This is a genomic window from Stenotrophomonas sp. G106K1, from assembly GCF_037969685.1.
In the GTDB taxonomy this organism is placed as follows: Bacteria; Pseudomonadota; Gammaproteobacteria; order Xanthomonadales; family Xanthomonadaceae; genus Stenotrophomonas; species Stenotrophomonas lactitubi.
The window spans coordinates 1-18,035 of the sequence record NZ_JBBPFR010000038.1 but is presented as its reverse complement, the minus strand read 5'-3'; the positions used below and the strand labels follow the sequence as shown (position 1 = coordinate 18,035).

Here is an 18,035-nt window from a genome sequence, read left to right as displayed (position 1 = left end):
GAGCCTACAGGGACGTATTCACGGCGTCCCCTGCGCAGCCCACCCGCCCGGCCAACCCACGGCTTTTGATTTACGCGACCAACCAAGCCACGAGGGGCTCAGCCGCTGGCTTTCGCCTTCGCGTCCCGCGCAGCCTGCTGCTCGACCAGCGTCAGCGCCACGTTGTCGCGCAGGTACGCCGGCTCGACCTTCTCCGCTGCGATGCCTTCGCCGCGTGCGAACGCAGGTACCGCCAGTGCCAGCACATCTGCTGCATGCGGCAGTGCCATCGCATCGAAGCGGCGCAGACCCGCACCCAGCTGCGCGACCAGCGCGCCCTCGGCGGCGGCAAACCCGGTGCCAACGCCGTAGACGGATGCGTCTTCCGGCAACGACACCGCCGTTGGCACGCACACGCGCTCGGCGTCACGGGCCACCGGCAGTCCATCCACGCGCTCGAAACGTGCCACGTACAACTCGCCCATCCGCGCATCGATCGCCGACAGGATCTGTTTCTCTTCCATCGGCGCGCGCAGCGCCAGCACCTGCAGCGTCGACACCGGCAGCAACGGGCGATCCAGCGCCAGCGCGATACCCTGTGCCAAGGCGATCGCCAAGCGCACGCCGGTGAACGCACCGGGACCGCGACTGAGCGCGATGCCATCCAGCTGGCGGCGGCTGATGCCGGCCTCGGCCAGCAGCTCCTCCGCCCACGGCAGGCTCAGTTCGGCATGCCGACGGGGAGCGATCTCGAAGCGTTCCAGTACCTGCCCGTCGACATGCAGGGCTACGGAACAGGCTTCGGTGGCGGTTTCAAAGGCGAGCAGTTTCATCGGATCGGGTCAGAACAGGGGGAACGTGGCACCGGGAGCCGGCTCCGGGCCCGCCACGGCGGCGGTCGGGGCTGCGGCATCTGCCACGGGGGCCCATTGTGGCGCAAAGAAGGCCTGCACATCGACCAGTGCCCGGGTTCGCCGGAACGGCGGCAGCGACTGCAGGAAGACCTTGCCATAGCCACGGTTGAGCAGGCGCGGGTCGCACAGCACCAGCACCCCGCGGTCGGTCTCGCTGCGGATCAGGCGGCCAACGCCCTGCTTCAGGGCAATGACCGCCTGTGGCAACTGCTCGTCGCGGAACGGATTGCCGCCCTGGGTACGGATTGCCTCCAGCCGCGCTTCATACACCGGATCATCGGGCGTGGCGAAGGGCAGCTTGTCGATCACCACCACGCTCAATGCCTCGCCCACCACATCCACGCCCTCGCGGAAGCTGGCCGAGCCCAGCAGCACGCCGTTGCCGGATTCGCGGAAACGCTGCAACAGGGTAGCGCGCGGCGCTTCGCCCTGTACGAACAGCGGCCAAGGCCCATCACGCAACGCCTCGGCCGCCTCGCGCAACGCACGATGCGAAGCGAACAACAGGAACGCCCTGCCCTGCGACGCCTGCAGCACCGGACGCAGCGCTTGGATCAGTGCGGTTCCGAAACCCCGCGCGGCTGGATCGGGCAGACCTTCAGGCAGGTAGCACAGCGCCTGCTCGGGCCAGTTGAACGGGCTGGGCTGTACCAGCGTCTGCGGATCGTCCAGGCCCAGGCGCGTGGCGATGTGCTCGAAGCCGCCGCCAACGGTCAGCGTGGCCGAGGTGAAGATCCATGCTGCGTGGCTGCGCTCGCGATGTTCGCGCAGCGGCGCGGACACATCCATCGGCGTGCGTTGGCAGCGGAAACCGCGCGGGGTCAGCTCGTACCAGAGCACGTCGCCGGCGGCCGCGGTCGTTTCGGTGGGATCGGCATCGAAGTCGAGTACGGGCTCTTCATCGCCGAGCCAACGGCCCAGTCGCGAGATCGCCTCACGCGCACGCGCATGGCAGGCATCCAGGCCGGCAGCAGCTTCGCGCAACGGTTGCAGTGCCTGCTCCAGCACCACCAGGCTGGACATCACCGCATCGAAACCCTCGCGCACCTGCGGCATCGCCAACGCGCGCCACTGGGTGCCGCGCGCGGGCAAGCCCTCCATCGCAGCACGCAGCGCAGACAAGGCCTGCTGCAGATGATCGACCGGCTCCTGCAATGCCGACTGCGCGCCACCCACGCCGCGCGCTTCAGCCAGACAGTCACGGCCCAGCTCCTGCCAGGGGCGCATGCCGAAGCCCTCGCCGAAGAACTGCGCGGCCAGCTCAGGCAACTGATGGGCCTCGTCGATGACGAAGGCCTGCGCACCGGGCAGCAGCTCACCGAAGCCCTCCTGCTTGAGCGCGAGATCGGCCAGCAGCAGATGGTGGTTGACCACGACCAGATCGGCGGCCTGCGCACGCTGGCGGGCACGCACGACGAAACAGTCATCCCAGAAGGGACACTCGTTGCCCAGGCAGTTGTCGACGGTGGAGGTGACCATCGGCAGCAGCGGCGAGTCATCGGCCAGGCCATCGAGTTCAGCGATATCGCCCGAATCCGAGCGACCCGACCAGGCCAGGATGCGCTGGAACTGTGCCGCCTGTTCGGGACTGGAGAATCGCGGTTCACCGCGGGCCTGCTGCAGGCGATAGCGGCACAGGTAGTTGCTGCGTCCCTTCAGCAACGCACTGCGCAGGCCGACACCCAGCGCCTGGCGCACGCGCGGCAGGTCACGGTGGTAGAGCTGGTCCTGCAGCGCGCGGGTACCGGTGGAAATGATGGTACGCATGCCGGACAGCAGCACCGGCACCAGATAGGCAAAGGTCTTGCCGGTGCCGGTACCGGCTTCGGCGAGCAGCAGATCGCGCTGCTGCATCGACGCGGCAATGGCCTCGGTCAGGCGCAGCTGCGCAGGACGCGGGACGAATGCATCCAGATGGGAGGCGAGCGCGCCGCCTTCGCTGAGGGCTTCGCGGCTGGCATGGACAAGGTCGGACATCAGGTGGAAAGGATACCCGGCCGGGCGCTGCCCGGCACCCGTTTCAGGCCGGAGCAACGGCAACAGCATTTGTTCATGGCTCTGGGTTGCTACGTGCCGGGGTGGGTCGGACAGGGCAGCCAGGACACGCCGTAAACCCATCCCTGGGGGCTCGATGGCGCCATCCATGGCGCCAACGGTCCTGCCTGCCCTGCCCGCCCCACCCTCGACAGTTTCCCGGTGACGGAATGCAAAGGCAGAGCGGAAGCGGTTGGTTTGACGGGAAAGTAGAAGGGGTCGGAGCCGTTTTACTTTGGAAAACGGTTCCGACCCCTCAGCGAGTGCGCGTAGCGCGCGACCCGCTTTTGTTTTTGATTTTGTTCTTGCCTGCGGCGGCCGCAGGAAACTGTCCGTGGCCGGGTGGATGGGCTGGGCAGGGGCGTGAGCCGCATGGATGCGGCGACCGAGCTTACATGGACGTACTTGCAGCGTCCCCTGCCCAGTCCATCCACCCGGCCAACCCACATCAGACCATCAGCCCGCCCGCCGCAGAGGGGGCAGCGCCCGATGGAGAGGAATACCTCAGTACCGCTTGATCCCCGGCACCGTGCAACCTTCGATCTGCGCGTGCGCGGACACCGCATTCTCCTTCTCGCCCCGTGCCAGGCGCGCCTGCTCGATCGTCGCCCAGTGCCGGCGGCACAACGGCCCCGTCTTCGAACCCAGATCCACGGCCTTGCGCGCGAACGTTTCCGCCTCCGCCCACTGGCCCTGCAGCAACGCCAGTTCCGCGCGCTCCTGCAATACCGACGGATCGCCGGCCACGATCTGCAACGCCTGGTCCAGGCTGCCGGCCGCGCCAGCCAGATCATTGGCCTGGCGCTGGGTCAGCGCCGTCTGCCGCAGATCCTCGACCTGCGAATCGCGCAACGGCTGCACCGACAGTTCCTTGTCATCCGGGCCAGCGGCGGCTTCCACCGCTGCCAGCCGTTGTGCGGGCGTGGTGGTGTCCACCGGCTTGACCACCTGCGGCGCGCTGCTCACGCAGGCCGCCAGGGCCAGGCTGAGGCCACTCAGGACCAGGGGCTGGAACAGCGAACGGATAGTCATCGGCATCATCGGCTTGGAGGAGGAGTCGCTGCAGTGGGTGCTGCGGCAGGTTCGGCGGCGGGTTCCGGCTTACGGTCGAGGCCGAACCAGCTGCGCCAACCGCCGCCCTCGCCTTCCGCACCGCCCTGCGCGTCCGGCAAGGCGGCTGGTGCACACGGCTCGTAAGCAGGCGCATAACCCACCACGAACGGGAAACGTCGCGCGCCGGGGCAGCCTTCGTCAGTGCTGTTGGTCCCGGTCGCTGCGACCGGTTGCCAGTCAAGGCCCTTGTTGCTGACTTTCAGCGGCGCGGTCGGCAGGCGCTGGAAGATGCCTGACCAGACGCGCATCGCGCCGGTGGCGCCGTACAGGCCGGCCTGTTCGTTCTGGTCGTTGCCCATCCAGATCACCGCCAGGTGGTCGCCGGTGTAACCGGCATACCAGCTGTCGCGGCCATCGTTGGTGGTGCCGGTCTTGCCAGCCGGCTGCAGGCGGCCCAGGCCATCGGCATTCAAGCGCTGCGCGGTACCACTGGCCACCACCTGCTGCAGGCCGATGCTGATCAGGTTGGCGGCAATGGAGTCACCCTCCTGTGCCGGCGCAGGCGTCTTGTCGTAGCGCTTGAGCAGCTTGCCCTGCGGATCGAGGACGCCACGCACCGCGTGCAATGGCTGGATCTCGCCGCCCGATGCCAGGAACTGGTACAGCTGCGCCATCGCGTACGGGCTCTGGTCGGTCGAACCGAGGATCACCGCCGGGTTTGCCTCGGCCTTGATGCCGGCCAGCACGTGGATCAGCTGGGTCACCCGCTCAGGGCCAACCTGCATGCCCACGCGTACCGTAGCCTGGTTGTAGGAATGGGCCAGCGCGTCGATCAGGCGCACGGTGCCATGGCTGCGGTTATCCGCATTGCCGGGATTCCAGTTGCGGCCGCGGCTGAGCTGCACGGTCACCGGCGAATCGTCGACCCAGCTGGCCAGCGAATAGCGGTCCGGCTGCGCGAGTGCCAGCAGGTACACGAAGGGCTTCAGCAGCGAGCCGACTGGGCGCTGCGCCTCGATGGCGCGGTTGAAGCCGACCTCGGACACATCGCGGCTGCCGATCACCGCCACCACGTCACCGTTGTGCACGTCGGTCATCACCAGACCGGCCTGCAGCTCGGGGCGACGCTTGCTTTCCAGCGACTTGATGGTGCGCGTGACCGCGCCTTCGGCATACGCCTGCGCGGACGGCGACATGCCGCTCATCACGCTCAAGCCGGCGCCCTGCAACGCAGATTCCGGATAGTCGTGGCCAAGCTGGCGACGCACCAGGTCAACGTAGGCGGGGAAGCGGTTGGCTGCCACCAGGCCCGGGGTCTTGGGCACGCCCAGTGGCGCCTTCAACGCCCGCTGGTACTCGGCATCGTCGATCAGGGTCGCCTCGTGCAGCTTGCCCAGCACGAAATTGCGACGGTCCAGCGCGCGCTCGGGATTGCGCCGCGGGTCGTAGTAGGACGGCCCCTTGACCAGGCCGATCAACAGCGCGATCTGCTCGGTTTCCAGCGAGGAGAGATCACGGCCGAACCAGAACTCGGCGCCGGAGGACATGCCGTGGATCGCCTGGCTGCCGCGCTGGCCCAGATACACCTGGTTGAGGTACGCCTCGAAGATGGTGCGCTTGTCATAGCGCGCTTCCATGATCAACGCGTACAGCACTTCGTTGAATTTGCGGGTGACGGTCTGTTCCTTGCCGATGCCCAGCAGGCCACTGCGGGCCAGCTGCTGGGTCAGGGTCGAAGCGCCCTGCCGGCTCTGCCCACCGGAGCGGACCGTCACCCAGACCGCGCGCGCGATACCGGACAGATCGATGCCGTGATGGCGGTTGAAGTCCTTGTCCTCGACCGCCTGCAGGCCGGTGACCAACAGGTCCGGGGCCTCGTTCATACGGATCAGGCGGCGCTCTTCCTGCTTCTGCCCATACAGCGTGGCGATGCGCGCAGGATCCATGCGGGCCGCCTTCAGCGCCTTGCGGCTGTCGGCGTCGCGCAGCGAAGCAATGCTGCCGCCGGACAGCGACAGCTCGACCCGACGCGCCGCGACCTGGCCATCGACATCGTTGTAGCCGCGGCTGGAAATGACGAAGCGGCCGCCCTGCACCGCATAGGTTGCCGGTTCCTTGCCCTGGCCATCATCGCGATAGGCCGAGGCGGCCAGTTCGGTCTTCAGGGTCGCCGCATCCATCGCCTTGCCGGGCATCAGCACCAGCGGGCGTGCATAGACGCGCGTCGGGATCTGCCAGCGCAGTTCACCGAAACGTTGCGTCACCTGCTGGTTCAGGTACAGCGTATAGGGGATCAGGAAACCCAATCCCAACGCGACCGCCGCCATGCTCCAGGTGATCAGCCGGCGGCGCCAGAGCGGGCCGGTGTCCTGCTGGTCGTCGTCGTCGAAATTGTCGATATCGTCTGAATCGTAGCGTCGGGGCACGGGAATGCGACAATGTAGGGTCTGGCGAGTCTACCCCAGCCGCTGCGGCAGGCGAATTCTCCCGGCCCCCCTGCTTAAGCTGGAGTTGCACCCGGATGGCGATGTCCCTGGCCGAAATCCGCTACCTGATCAATCGCCTCACCGGGCTGGCCCGCCGTAGCCTGGCCAGCCTGCGCACCCGCGGCTGGCGGGCCACCTGGCAGCGGATCCGGGTGCACAGCCAGCGCGCCGTTCCAGCACCGCGCAAACCCCTGTACCTGCCACCGGCACAGCCGTTCGCTCCCTTCGCGGTGCCCACCAGCGATACGCCGGACGTCAGCATCGTCATTCCGGTCTACAACCACGTCGACCATACCCTGGCCTGCCTGCGCGCCCTGGCCGCGCACCCGCCGACAGTGGCCTGCGAGATCCTCGTGGTGGACGACGGCAGCAGCGACGCAACGGTGCAGTGGATGCCGCAGATCAGCGGCCTGCGCTACGAAGTGCGCGAGCGCAACGGTGGCTTCATCGAGGCCTGCAACGATGGCGTGTCCCGCACGCGCGGTCGCTACGTGGTGCTGCTCAACAACGATACGGTGCCGCAGCCGGGCTGGCTGGAGGCATTGCTGGACACCTTTGCGACCGTCGCCGATGCCGGCCTGGTCGGCAGCCAGCTGCTGTACCCCGACGGCCGCCTGCAGGAATCGGGCGGGGTGATCTTCGGCGATGGCAGTGGCTGGAGCTACGGCCGTTTCGAAGCGGCCGATGATCCCCGCTTCGCCAGCCTGCGCGACGTCGACTACTGCTCCGGCGCCGCGCTGATGCTGCCCCGTGCACTGTGGCAGCAGCTGGGCGGCTTCGACACCCGCTACAAGCCGGCCTACTACGAAGACACCGACCTGGCCTTCCGCGTGCGTGCACAGGGCCTGCGCGTGCTGGTGCAGCCGGCCAGCCGGGTGATCCACGATGAAGGCACCAGCAACGGCACCGATACCGGCAGCGGCGTGAAGGCCTACCAGGTACGCAACCAAGGCATTTTCGCAACCAGATGGGCAGCTGAACTGGCCTCCCATCCGAAGGTTGGCGAAGTGCCTTCGCCGGCGCTGCTGCTGCGCGGCCGGCGCCAGGTGCTGATCCTGGATGAGGAGGTGCCGCGCCCGGAGCGCGACTCCGGCTCGCTGCGGCAGGTCAACCTGATCCGCCTGCTGCTGCAGGGCGGCGCCCACGTGGTGTTCGTGCCCACCCGGCGCGAACATGGCGGCGTGGCGACCGAAGCCCTGCAGCGGATGGGCGTGGAAGTCTGGTACACGCCCTTCCTGGTCGGCGTTGCAGGCTGGCTGCGCAGCCACGGCACCCGCTTCAACGTGGTGATGATGGTGCGCCACCACGTCGCCAACGAATGCCTGCCGCTGCTCAAACGCTATGCACCGCGGGCCCGCACCGTGTTCGACACCGTCGACCTGCACTACCTGCGCGAGCGCCGTGGTGCGGAAGTGGCCGGCGATGCTGGCCTGCTGCGCAACGCCGACCGCACCCGCGCCAGCGAACTGGCAGTGATGGACCAGTGCGACATCACCGTGCTGGTCAGCGCCGCTGAGCGCGAACAGCTGCAGGCCGATGCCCCCCAGGTGCGGGTGGAGCTGATCTCCAACCTGCATGAAGTGGCCGGCGCGGGCGCACCGTTCGCGCAGCGCCACGACCTGGTGTTCGTCGGCGGCTTCCGCCATCCGCCGAACCTGGATGCGATGGAGTGGTTCATCGGCGATGTATTCCCGCGCATCCGCGATGCGCTGCCGCAGGTGCGCCTGCATTGCATCGGTGCCGGCGCACCGGACACGCTGCTTGCACTGGCCGCTACCCAGCCGGGCGTGGAGATGCACGGCTTTGTCGAAGACATCGTTCCGTACATGGACGGTGCCCGGATCGCCATCGCGCCGCTGCGTTTCGGCGCCGGCGTGAAGGGCAAGATCAATCTGAGCATGGCCCATGGCCAGCCCGTGGTCGGCACCACCTGCGCGGTCGAAGGCATGCACCTGCGCGCCGGCCAGGATGTGCTGGTAGCCGATGATGCAGCGGGCTTTGCCGATGCGGTGGTCCGCCTGTACCAGGACCCTGTGCTGTGGCAGCAACTGGCCGCCGCTGGCCTGGCCAACGTGGCCGAGCATTTCTCGCTGGATGCCGCGTCGGCGACCGTGCAGCGGGTGTTCTTCGACTAATCGATGTGACCGCCAGCGTGCCGCAGGCGGTCCTCGAACGCGGGAAGTTCGGCAAGATCCGGCTGCAGCCGCCGCACCTGCTCCACGGCCGAGGCGGCGAATTCCACATCACCGCGACCCAGCCGCTCGCTGCCGATCGCCAGCCAGCGCTGCGCCAGGCGGGCACGCGCATCGGGCAATCCTGCGGCCGTCGGCGCCAGGGTCTGCCACGCTTGCAGGCAGGCGCCCGCAGCCTGCACCCGGTTCTGTCGCAGGTTGTCATCGAAACAGGATCTGCTGGCGGGCAGCAGGCGCGCTGCCGCCGCCTTGACGCGGCTGTCGCGCGGCGCCAGTGCCTGCGCTTCGCGCAGCGCATCGAAGGCGCTGTGACCGGGAGGGCTGATCCACTGTCCGGCACGCTCGGCGCGGTCGATCTGGCGCAACCGATCACGCAGCTGGCGCTCACGCTGGGCCGTACTGATGCCCGGCTGCTGCAATGACTGACGCGCCTGCCGCGCACGCTGCAGGCGCTGTGCCAACTGCTGCTGCGCTGCCTGCGAAGCACCAAGCCCCGTCGCGAGCGCAGCATCCTTGTCGGCCGCCTCGAACTGGAAGTCGTCGGCCCGCTTCTGGCTGCGCGCCAGCAATGCCTGCACGGTCTGCTCGCGCCCCCGCAATGCAGCGGGATCATCGGCGGTGACCGCCAGCACGGCCTGGAAACTGTCTGCAGCCGTCTCGAGCTGCTGCCGTTTGAGCGCACGCTGACCCTGCTGCAGCCGCTGGTCGACGGCCTGGGCCAGCGCTTCCTGGCTGGCAGGGAGCTCGGAATGACCTGCATCGAACTGGCGTGCACGCTGCAGGATCGCGGCCGCCGTGGCCAGCTCGCCGCGCGCGGCCTGTGCTCGCGCCTGCTGCAGCAGATCGCTCAATGCGTCCTCGCGCCCTTCCAGTGCAGGCAGGTTGTCCGGTTGCAGCGCCAGCACACGCTGGAACAACGGCAACGCACTGCTGTCGCCGTCGTCCAGCCGCCCCGCTGCAAAGGCATTGCGGGCCTGCGCAAGCAACGCGCCGATGCCAGCGCCGGCGCGACGACGCGCCTGCAGCTGCTGGGCCACTGCATCCGCTTCGGCGCGCGGCACCTGCAGCTCACGCGCCAACGCCAGCGCCTGCGCGCAGCCATCCAGGTCGCCCGCCTGCAGCCGCTCACGCGACTGCTGCAACGCTGCCGCGCCGGTGCGGGCCAGGCCCTGCCGCGCCTGCGGGCGGTCGCCGTCCAACGCCAGCACCGCCTGGTAGCGTTCGCGCGCGCCACTACCGTCGGCCGCGGTCAAGCGGCCTTCGGTCAGCGCGCGATCGCCCTCGGCCAGCAGTTGTTCTATCTGTGGCTCATCCCAGAACCAGTCGGCCAGCGGCTTGCGCACCAGCACCAGCAGCACGAACACCGCTGCAGCCGCCAACAGCGCCCAACGCCACACCCGGCGTGCATGGCGCGCCTGCAGCCACCACCAGCGGCTTTCGCGGCGAACACGATCGAGCGCCGGATGTGCGGCGCCGTGTGAGCGATGCGGGGGCTCGCGTTCCATGCGTGCAGGGTAGCCGGGGCAGCGTGAAGCTCAGCCCAGACGACGCGCCTCGCTGACGCCGGGCAGCGCATCGAGCTTGCCCAGCAGATTCGACAACTGGCCGTAGTCGCTGACCTTCAGCCGCAGGCGCAGATGCGCGCGGCCACTGTTGCGGACGTTGTCGCTGTGGATGTCCAGCACGTAGGCGTCTTCCTGTGCGATCAGATTGGTGATGTCCTTCAGCAGCCAGCGGCGGTCGACCGCGTCGACCACCACGTCCACTTCATAGCCACCGCCGGCCTGGCCCCATTCCACTGGCAGGATCCTTTGCGGGCTGGTCGCTGCCAGCCGCGCCAGTGCGACGCAGTCTGCACGATGCACCGTGACACCCCGGCTACGGGTCAGGTAGCCGACAATCGGTTCGCCTGCCACCGGCTGGCAGCAGCGCGCCAGCTGCACCAGCAGGTTGCCCACGCCCTGTACGGTGAACTTGGATTTGCCCAGGTTCTCGCGGCGCGCGGTCGGCCGCGGCAATGCCGCCGTCGGCGCCGGCTGGCTGGCCGCACGCTCGGCTTCCAGCAGCGAACGGCTGACCTGGTTGGGGCCGGTATCGCCCAGCGCGACCTGGATGTACAGGTCATCGACACTGTCGGCATGGAACTTCTTCGCCGCCGCGGACAGGTCCGAATGCTGCAGGCCCAGCCGTTTCAGTTCGCGCTCCAGCAGCTCGCGCCCCGCCTGCACGTTGCGCGCACGGTCCAGCTTGTGGAACCAGCTGCGCACCTTCTCGCGCGAGCGGTTGCTGGCCAGGAAGCCGTTGGCGGGCATCAGCCAATCCCGGCGCGGGTCGGCCTCCTTGCCGGTCAGGATCTCGACCCGATCACCGCTGCGCAGCCGGTAGGTCAACGGCACGATGCGGCCGTTGACCTTGGCCCCACGGCAACGATGCCCGACCATGGTGTGCACCTGGTAGGCAAAATCCAGCGGCGTGGCACCCTGCGGCAGGTCCAGCACCTCGTCCTTCGGAGTCAGCGCATAGACCCGGTCCTCGGTCAGCTCGGCATCGAGCGCCCCGGCCAGTTCATTGCCCTGCCCGTCCTGTGCCTGTTCCAGCAGCTGCCGCATCCAGGTGATCTTGCGATCGAACGACTTCTCCGCGCCCTTGCCGCCTTCCTTGTACTTCCAGTGCGCGGCCACGCCCAACTCAGCCTGCGCGTGCATGTCGTGGGTCCGGATCTGCACTTCGATGGTGCGCCCTTCCGGGCCAACCACCGCCGTGTGCAGCGAGCGGTAATCATTGGCCTTGGGTCGGGCGATGTAATCGTCGAACTCGCTCGGCACCGGCGCCCACAGCGCATGCACCACGCCGAGCGCGGCGTAGCAGGCGGCCACGTCGTCGACCATCACCCGTACCGCACGGATGTCATACAACTGGTCGAAGGCCAGGCGCTTCTTCTGCATCTTCCGCCAGATGCTGTAGATGTGCTTGGGCCGGCCACTGACCTCGGCACGGATGCCCTGCACGCCCAGTTCGCGCGACAGCACCTTCTTCACGTTCTCGACGTAGCGCTCGCGGGCGATGCGCGTTTCGTCGACCTCGCGCGCGATGCGTCGGTAGGTTTCCGGTTCCAGGTGGCGGAACGCCAGGTCTTCCAGTTCCCATTTCAGCTGCCAGATGCCCAGCCGGTTGGCCAGCGGCGCATGGATGTCACGGGTCAACTGGGCCAGCGCGCGGCGCTGCTCCTCATCAAGCTTGTCGGCCGCGCGCATGCGCGCCAGCTGCCGGGCCAGCAGGATCGGCACCACCCGCAGGTCGCGGATGATGGCCAGCAGCAACCGGCGCAGGCCTTCGCTGTTGCGGCCCGCCTCGCGACCGGCATGCAGGGCCCAAACAGGGTCGGCCGCATCCTGGCCATCGAGCAGGCCGATCACCGCCGCCTTGTGGCTGCCCAGCGGCAACGCGTCGAGGTGAACGCGCAGGCCCGGCAGATCGAACAGCAGGGCCGCCACCACAGCGCCCTCGTCTGCCGAGAGCATCGCCAGCGCGTCCAGGGTATCGCCCAGCACCGACCAGCTGGCCCGCATCTGCGGGTCGCAGTCCGGCGCTTCCCAGTGCCCGCGCAGGGCCTGGCGCAGCGGAGCAGGCAGCACGGCTGCCGAGGGACGGTTCAACAAGGCATCCAGGCCGGGGACGGAAGCGCGGTTCACAGCATCGAGCAGGCAAGACAGAAGACCCTACACTAGCGCCGCAGCCGTTCAGGAACAATCGCCGCGGCCACCATCGCCGGGAATGTGGACATGCCGCTACACTCGCCGACATCCACCGGAGAGTTCCGCCATGCCTTCGATCACCCTACCTTTCCGCCCTCGCCTGCTGGCCTGTGCCGCCGTGCTGCTGTCCCTGTCGGCGCCCGCGCTGGCCCAGCGCGTGGTGCAGGGTGACCTGCAGCAGCAGATGTCTGCAGCCGAATTCAAGGCCGCTGGCCTGGACAAGCTCAATGCCGCCGAGCTGGCCACGCTGAACCGCTGGCTGCAGGGCAAGGTGGAAGCCGCCACCACCGAAGCCGTCGCTGCGGTGCGCGAAGAAGCGCGCGAGGAAGGCCGCCAGGAAGTGATCGTGAAGAACCGCGGCTTCTTCGACTTCGGCAGCAACGAGCCGATCAGCGGTGTGCTGCAGGGCGAGTTCCGCGGTTTCGGCCAGGGCCGGATCTACGTGCTGGACAATGGCCAGCAGTGGGAACAGACCGATGCCACCTCGGTTTCCGGCGTGCGCAAGCAGTCGCCGAAGGTCAGCATCAGCCCCGGGGTGATGGGCGTGTGGTACCTGAAGGTCGAAGGCGTGAACACCCAGCCCAAGGTGCGTCGCACCAAGTAACGGCACCATCGGCCGCTACCGCCGGGACCCGCAGTAGATCCACGCCATGCGTGGATGGCATTCCGCCTGACCCCACCGGCGAGCACCCGGCGGGGTCAGGCGAAGGGTTACGACGCCTGCCGCAGTGCGGTCACCCGCTGCGCCAGCTTCTTCGCCGAAATACCGGTACGTGCGCCCAGCTCCTGCGCGAACAACGACACCCTCAGTTCTTCCAGGTCCCAGCGCAGTGCCTGCCACTGCGGCCGCTCGCGCAGGCCCTGCCGCTCGCCCACCTGCAACGCCTCCAGGAACGGATGCAGTTCCAGCATGCGCGCCTGGTCACGCGGCGGATCGCGCTTGGCACGTTCGGTGCGCAGGATCATCGCTTTCAGGTAGCGCGGGTACTGCGCCAGGGCGTCAGCCGGCGTGTCACGCAGGAAACCCGGATGGATCAGCCCGACCAGCTGCGCTTCCATGTCATCCAGATTGCCGCGCGCCCAGCCCATCAACGGCGCTTCCAGCATCGGCTTCAACTCGGCCACCAGGGCAAGAATCGACTCGGCCAGCTTCAACCGCTGCATGGCTTCGCCGAACAGCGTTTTTGCTGCGTGTTCGCGGCGCTGTTCGAATGCCACCGCATCGCGGATATCGCCCAGGCCGTCGGCCAGTACGGCATTCATCGCCGCATCGACCAGATCGCCACGCAGGCGTTCCTGGGTTTCGATCGAGGCGTACAACAGTCCGGTTTTCGGCGCGACCGGCAACTGCTTGCGTGCCTGCTTGATCTTCTCGCCCAGGCCGATCTCCAGCAGCCGGCGCACGCCGAGCGGGTGTAATTCCTCGGCCTGTTGGCGATCGGCGTAGATACGCAATGCGACGCTGTCACCCTCATCCTTCAGCGCGGGATAGGCCGGCACGCCGGCTTCACCCGGTACCTGCAGCGGAATCGGTGTGGCCGGGAAGGTGCGCAGGCCATCGGCCGCCATCTCGCGCCCGGCACGCGCGGCGAATGCATCGCCGGCACGGCCGCCGAACTTCGCACGCAGCGCATCCAGGTCGCGCGACGTCGCCAGCACCTTGCCCTGCTCGTCGCGCAGGCGCAGATTCATGTGCAGGTGCGGCTCGATTGAACCGGGCTCGAAATCGGTCGCGGCCACGCTTGCCCCGGTTGCCCGTGACAGGAAGCGCGCCAGCTCACCAGTGATCGCGTCGGCGCTGGGCTGCGGGAAGGCCTCGTAGAACGCACGCGCGAAATCCGGCGCCGGCACGTAGTTGCGCCGCATTGCCTTGGGCAGGCTGCGGATCAGCGCGGCCGCCTTGTCGGCAACAAAGCCGGGCGCGAGCCATCCCAACTGCACTGCATCCAGCGCGTTGAGCAGATGCAGCGGGACGTCGAGGGTCACACCATCATCCTCGGCACCCGGCTCGAAGCGGTAGTGCAGCGGCAGCCGCGCCTGGCCCAGTGCCAGGTACTTCGGGTAGCGCTCCTGCTCGCTGCCTTCGCCCGGCAGCAGATCCACCAATGACCAGTGCAGGCCCTTGCGCTGTTCCGGCGGCAATGCCTTCCACCACGCATCCAGCCCGGACGCGGAGTGGATCTGCGGCGGCACCCGGTCCAGGTACCAGCGTGCCTGCCAGTCCTCGTCGGCGACGATGCCGGCACGGCGCAGCTTGGCCTCTTCCTCGCGCGCCTGCTCCAGCACCTTCTGGTTGTCGGCCACGAAGCTGGCACGGGTGTTGATCTCGCCGGTCACCAGCGCCTGGCGCACGAAGATGTCGTGCGCTTCGCCGGCATTGATGCGGCCGTAATGCACCGGTTTCTTCGGTGCCAGCACCAACCCGAACAGGCTGATCTGTTCGGAGGCCAGCACCTGGCCCTGCGCACGCGACCAGTGCGGATCGAAGTGTTTGCGCAGCAGCAGGTGCGGCAGTTCGGCGATCACCCAGTCCGGCTCGATTGCCGCCAGGGTCATGCCCCATACCTTCTGTGTATCCAGCAGGTTGGCCGCCAGCAGCCACGGCGGCGGCCGCTTGGACAGCGTCGAGCCGGGGAATGGCAGGAAACGCCGTTGGCGCGGCGCCTGGAAATCGCCCTTCTCGCTGCGATGGCCGATCTGCGTGGGCAGGCCCGCCACAAGGGCCCGATGCAGGGTCTGGTAAGCCGTGGCGCGAACGCGTTCGCTGTAACCACCGCCGTCGGGCGACTGGTCCTTCTGCGCACGGGCGGCGACCGGCGCGGGCGCCGTTTCGGCCTTGCCCTCGCGGGCCAGGCGCGCAGCACGGTGCAGCTGGCCACGGGTCGCCTTCACCGCAGCAGCATCGTCGCGTGCGGCTGGCGGCGCACTGCTGCCGGCCAGCAGCGGTGCCATCGATGCCTCGTTGGCTTCCTCCTTCCAGCCCAGTTCCTCGCACAGCAGGCGCAGCTGCCGATGCAGCTCGCGCCATTCACGCATGCGCAGGAACCCGAGGAAGTGGCGACCGCACCAGTCACGCAGCTTGGACTGGGTCAGATCCTCATGCGACTGGCGATAGGCGTCCCACAGGCGCAGCACACCGACGAACTCGGAGCGGCCATCGGCGAACTGTGCGTGTGCGGTGTCAGCTGCGCCACGTGCCTCGGGCGGTCGTTCGCGCGGGTCCTGGATGCCCAGGAACGAGGCGATCACCAGCATCGGCCGCAGGCAGCCGGCGGCCTGTGCAGCCACCAGCATGCGTGCCAGCTTCACGTCCACCGGCAGGCGCGCCATCTGCTTGCCGATCGCGGTCAGATGGCGCTCGCTGTCGATCGCCCCCAGCTCGGTCAGATGCTGCCAACCGTCGGCGACGGCTCGCTCATCCGGCGCCTCAAGGAACGGGAAGTCCTCGATGCGGCCCAGGCCGAGCTGCAGCATGCGCAGGATCACCCCGGCCAGGCTGGAGCGACGGATTTCCGGATCGGTGAACTCCGGCCGTGCCTGGAAATCGGCCTCGGCATAAAGGCGGTAACAGATGCCCTCGGCCACACGGCCACAGCGGCCCTTGCGCTGGTTGGCGCTGGCCTGCGAGATCGGCTCGATGTGCAGGCGGTCAAGCTTGTTGCGTGGGCTGTAACGCTTGACGCGGGCGAAACCGGGGTCGACCACATAGCGGATGCGCGGCACCGTCAACGAGGTCTCGGCCACGTTGGTGGCCAACACGATGCGCCGGTTCGGACCCGGGTTGAACACCCTGTCCTGGTCTTGGTTGGACAGCCGTGCGTATAGCGGCAGCACTTCGGTATTGCGGTACTTGCGCCGCTCCAGCGACTGGTGCGCATCGCGGATCTCGCGCTCGCCCGGCAGGAAAATCAGCACGTCACCGCGCGAATCCAGGCGGGTGATTTCATCGATGGCCGAGACGATCGCATCGTTGACCGTGCGCTCGCCCTGGTCTTCGCCCTCGCCTTCCAGCGCGCGATAGCGCACCTCCACCGGATAGGTACGTCCTTCGACGCTGATCACCGGCGCGTTGTCGAAATGCTGGGCGAAACGCTCGGTGTCGATGGTCGCCGACGTGACGATCAGCTTCAGGTCCGGGCGCTTGCGCAACAGTTGCTTGAGATAGCCGAGCAGGAAGTCGATGTTGAGGCTGCGTTCGTGCGCTTCGTCGACGATGATCGTGTCGTAGTTCGACAGCCAGCGGTCGCTGGCGATTTCCGCAAGCAGGATGCCGTCGGTCATGAACTTGATGCGGGTGTCTTCGCCGACCTTGTCGTTGAAGCGCACCTGGTAGCCCACCAGCTGGCCCAGTTCGCTCTGCAGCTCCTGCGCGACACGGCTGGCCACCGCACGTGCGGCGATCCGTCGTGGCTGCGTGCAGCCGATCATGCCCGCCTGGCCACGGCCGGCGGCCAGGCACAGTTTCGGCAGCTGCGTGGTCTTGCCCGAGCCGGTTTCACCGGCGATCACCACCACCTGATGGTCGCGGATCAACTGGGTGATGGTCTCGGCTTCACGCGCAATCGGCAGCTGAGGGTCCAGAGTAATGGCCGGCTGTTGTTGCGCCCGCGCCTGCCGGCGCTGCACCGAAACCTGCAAGGCCTGCTCGAAACTGGCGGCCAGCGCCGCATCCTGTGGCTTGGCCTGGCAACGCGAGAGCATTCCCAGCAATCGTCCACGGTCGCGGCTCATGGCGCCGTCGATAGCGGCACGCTGTTGGCGCTGGCGGGACTGCGGCATTTTGTCGATAGCGTTCATCAATCGGTTCGTTTAAAACTTTGAATGCAACCAGTCATCAAGACTGATTTATTGTGAAGGCCAACGATTCCACAAGGAGGAACCCCATGGCGAAGACCAAGAGCACGACCAAGCCCAAGACCGGCAAGCAGAAGCTTGCGGCTTCCGCGCCGTCGGCCCCCAACATCGATATCGGGATCACCCAGGGCGACCGCAAGAAGATCGCCGACGGTTTGGCGCGGTTCCAGGCCGATGCGTTCACGCTCTATCTGAAGACCCACAACTTCCATTGGAATGTCACCGGGTCGATGTTCAACTCGCTGCACACCATGTTCGAGACGCAATACACCGAGCAGTGGGCGGCACTGGACGATGTGGCCGAGCGCATCCGCGCACTGGGCTTCAATGCCCCGGGCTCCTACCGGGAATTTGCTGCGCTGACCTCGATCGTCGAGGAGCCGGGCCTGACCGACAGTGCGGACTGGCGTGAAATGGTACGCCAGTTGGTGGTCGCCAACGAAGCGGTCTGCCGTACGGCACGTGAAGTGCTGGATGTGGCCTCCAAGGGCGACGATGCCCCGACCGAGGATCTGATGACCCAGCGCCTGCAGACCCACGAGAAGTACGCGTGGATGCTGCGTTCCCTGCTCCAGTAAGCGTTTGGGGTTTCCGGCAGGGCTGCGCCCTGCACCCGCAGAGGCAACGGCAACGGCAACGGCAACGGCCGAAGCAAAAGCTGGTTTCCTGTGGGTTGGCGGGGTGGGTCCGGTGGCGGGGGACGCCGTGAATCCGTCCATGGAGGCTCGGTCGCGCCATCCATGGCGCTCACGCCCCCGCCACCGGACC

Annotated in this window: 10 protein-coding genes; 3 read left to right on the top strand and 7 right to left on the bottom strand. The window is 67.7% G+C overall.

Annotated elements, in window-relative coordinates; all coding sequences use genetic code 11:
• Window positions 1-98: 98 nt before the first annotated feature.
• The 4 genes from tsaB to mrcB all read right to left on the bottom strand — a co-directional run bounded on the left by tsaB (window position 99) and on the right by mrcB (window position 6,406).
• Entirely contained in the window at window positions 99-812 is a 714-nt protein-coding gene (gene tsaB / locus WKB25_RS20630; RefSeq protein ID WP_340572696.1) for a tRNA (adenosine(37)-N6)-threonylcarbamoyltransferase complex dimerization subunit type 1 TsaB, read from the bottom strand.
• 9 nt (window positions 813-821) lie between these two features.
• Window positions 822-2,870 carry an ATP-dependent DNA helicase gene (locus WKB25_RS20625; protein WP_340572695.1) on the bottom strand — a complete coding sequence of 683 codons (2,049 nt, stop codon included), beginning with the start codon at window positions 2,868-2,870 and terminating at the stop codon, window positions 822-824.
• A 561-nt stretch (window positions 2,871-3,431) separates the two neighbouring features.
• Window positions 3,432-3,968, bottom strand: a complete 537-nt coding sequence (locus WKB25_RS20620; RefSeq protein ID WP_100553286.1) for a hypothetical protein — start codon at window positions 3,966-3,968, stop codon at window positions 3,432-3,434.
• Window positions 3,965-6,406, bottom strand: coding sequence for a penicillin-binding protein 1B (gene mrcB, locus WKB25_RS20615; protein ID WP_340572694.1), 2,442 nt, complete (start codon window positions 6,404-6,406; stop codon window positions 3,965-3,967). The genes WKB25_RS20620 and mrcB overlap by 4 nt, the downstream gene beginning before the upstream one ends.
• 95 nt (window positions 6,407-6,501) lie before the next feature.
• Between mrcB and WKB25_RS20610 the strand changes: the two genes are divergently transcribed.
• Window positions 6,502-8,601 (top strand): glycosyltransferase, encoded by a 2,100-nt coding sequence (locus WKB25_RS20610; RefSeq protein WP_340572693.1) that lies wholly within the window; start codon window positions 6,502-6,504, stop codon window positions 8,599-8,601.
• Here the strand turns inward: WKB25_RS20610 and WKB25_RS20605 are convergent.
• Window positions 8,598-10,163, bottom strand: coding sequence for a hypothetical protein (locus WKB25_RS20605; protein WP_340572692.1), 1,566 nt, complete (start codon window positions 10,161-10,163; stop codon window positions 8,598-8,600). The two genes, WKB25_RS20610 and WKB25_RS20605, sit on opposite strands and share 4 nt — an antisense overlap.
• A 30-nt stretch (window positions 10,164-10,193) precedes the next feature.
• Entirely contained in the window at window positions 10,194-12,350 is a 2,157-nt protein-coding gene (locus WKB25_RS20600) for a bifunctional (p)ppGpp synthetase/guanosine-3',5'-bis(diphosphate) 3'-pyrophosphohydrolase (RefSeq protein WP_340572691.1), read from the bottom strand.
• A 130-nt stretch (window positions 12,351-12,480) separates the two neighbouring features.
• Between WKB25_RS20600 and WKB25_RS20595 the strand changes: the two genes are divergently transcribed.
• Window positions 12,481-13,017, top strand: coding sequence for a hypothetical protein (locus WKB25_RS20595; RefSeq protein WP_340572690.1), 537 nt, complete (start codon window positions 12,481-12,483; stop codon window positions 13,015-13,017).
• A 107-nt stretch (window positions 13,018-13,124) separates the two neighbouring features.
• On the opposite strand, the gene hrpA is transcribed toward WKB25_RS20595, so the two are convergent.
• Window positions 13,125-17,210 (bottom strand): ATP-dependent RNA helicase HrpA, encoded by a 4,086-nt coding sequence (gene hrpA / locus WKB25_RS20590; RefSeq protein WP_340572689.1) that lies wholly within the window; start codon window positions 17,208-17,210, stop codon window positions 13,125-13,127.
• An 86-nt stretch (window positions 17,211-17,296) separates the two neighbouring features.
• Between hrpA and WKB25_RS20585 the strand changes: the two genes are divergently transcribed.
• Entirely contained in the window at window positions 17,297-17,845 is a 549-nt protein-coding gene (locus tag WKB25_RS20585) for a Dps family protein (RefSeq protein WP_049468393.1), read from the top strand.
• Window positions 17,846-18,035: the final 190 nt, after the last annotated feature.

What these genes read in the sequence shown, in the direction of transcription:
- tsaB (WP_340572696.1), bottom strand. Translation starts at nt 812, where the DNA reads ATGAAACTGCTCGCCTTTGAAACCGCCACCGAAGCCTGTTCCGTAGCC.
- WKB25_RS20625 (WP_340572695.1), bottom strand. Translation starts at nt 2,870, where the DNA reads ATGTCCGACCTTGTCCATGCCAGCCGCGAAGCCCTCAGCGAAGGCGGC.
- WKB25_RS20620 (WP_100553286.1), bottom strand. Translation starts at nt 3,968, where the DNA reads ATGATGCCGATGACTATCCGTTCGCTGTTCCAGCCCCTGGTCCTGAGT.
- WKB25_RS20610 (WP_340572693.1), top strand. Translation starts at nt 6,502, where the DNA reads ATGGCGATGTCCCTGGCCGAAATCCGCTACCTGATCAATCGCCTCACC.
- WKB25_RS20605 (WP_340572692.1), bottom strand. Translation starts at nt 10,163, where the DNA reads ATGGAACGCGAGCCCCCGCATCGCTCACACGGCGCCGCACATCCGGCG.
- WKB25_RS20595 (WP_340572690.1), top strand. Translation starts at nt 12,481, where the DNA reads ATGCCTTCGATCACCCTACCTTTCCGCCCTCGCCTGCTGGCCTGTGCC.
- hrpA (WP_340572689.1), bottom strand. Translation starts at nt 17,210, where the DNA reads ATGAACGCTATCGACAAAATGCCGCAGTCCCGCCAGCGCCAACAGCGT.
- WKB25_RS20585 (WP_049468393.1), top strand. Translation starts at nt 17,297, where the DNA reads ATGGCGAAGACCAAGAGCACGACCAAGCCCAAGACCGGCAAGCAGAAG.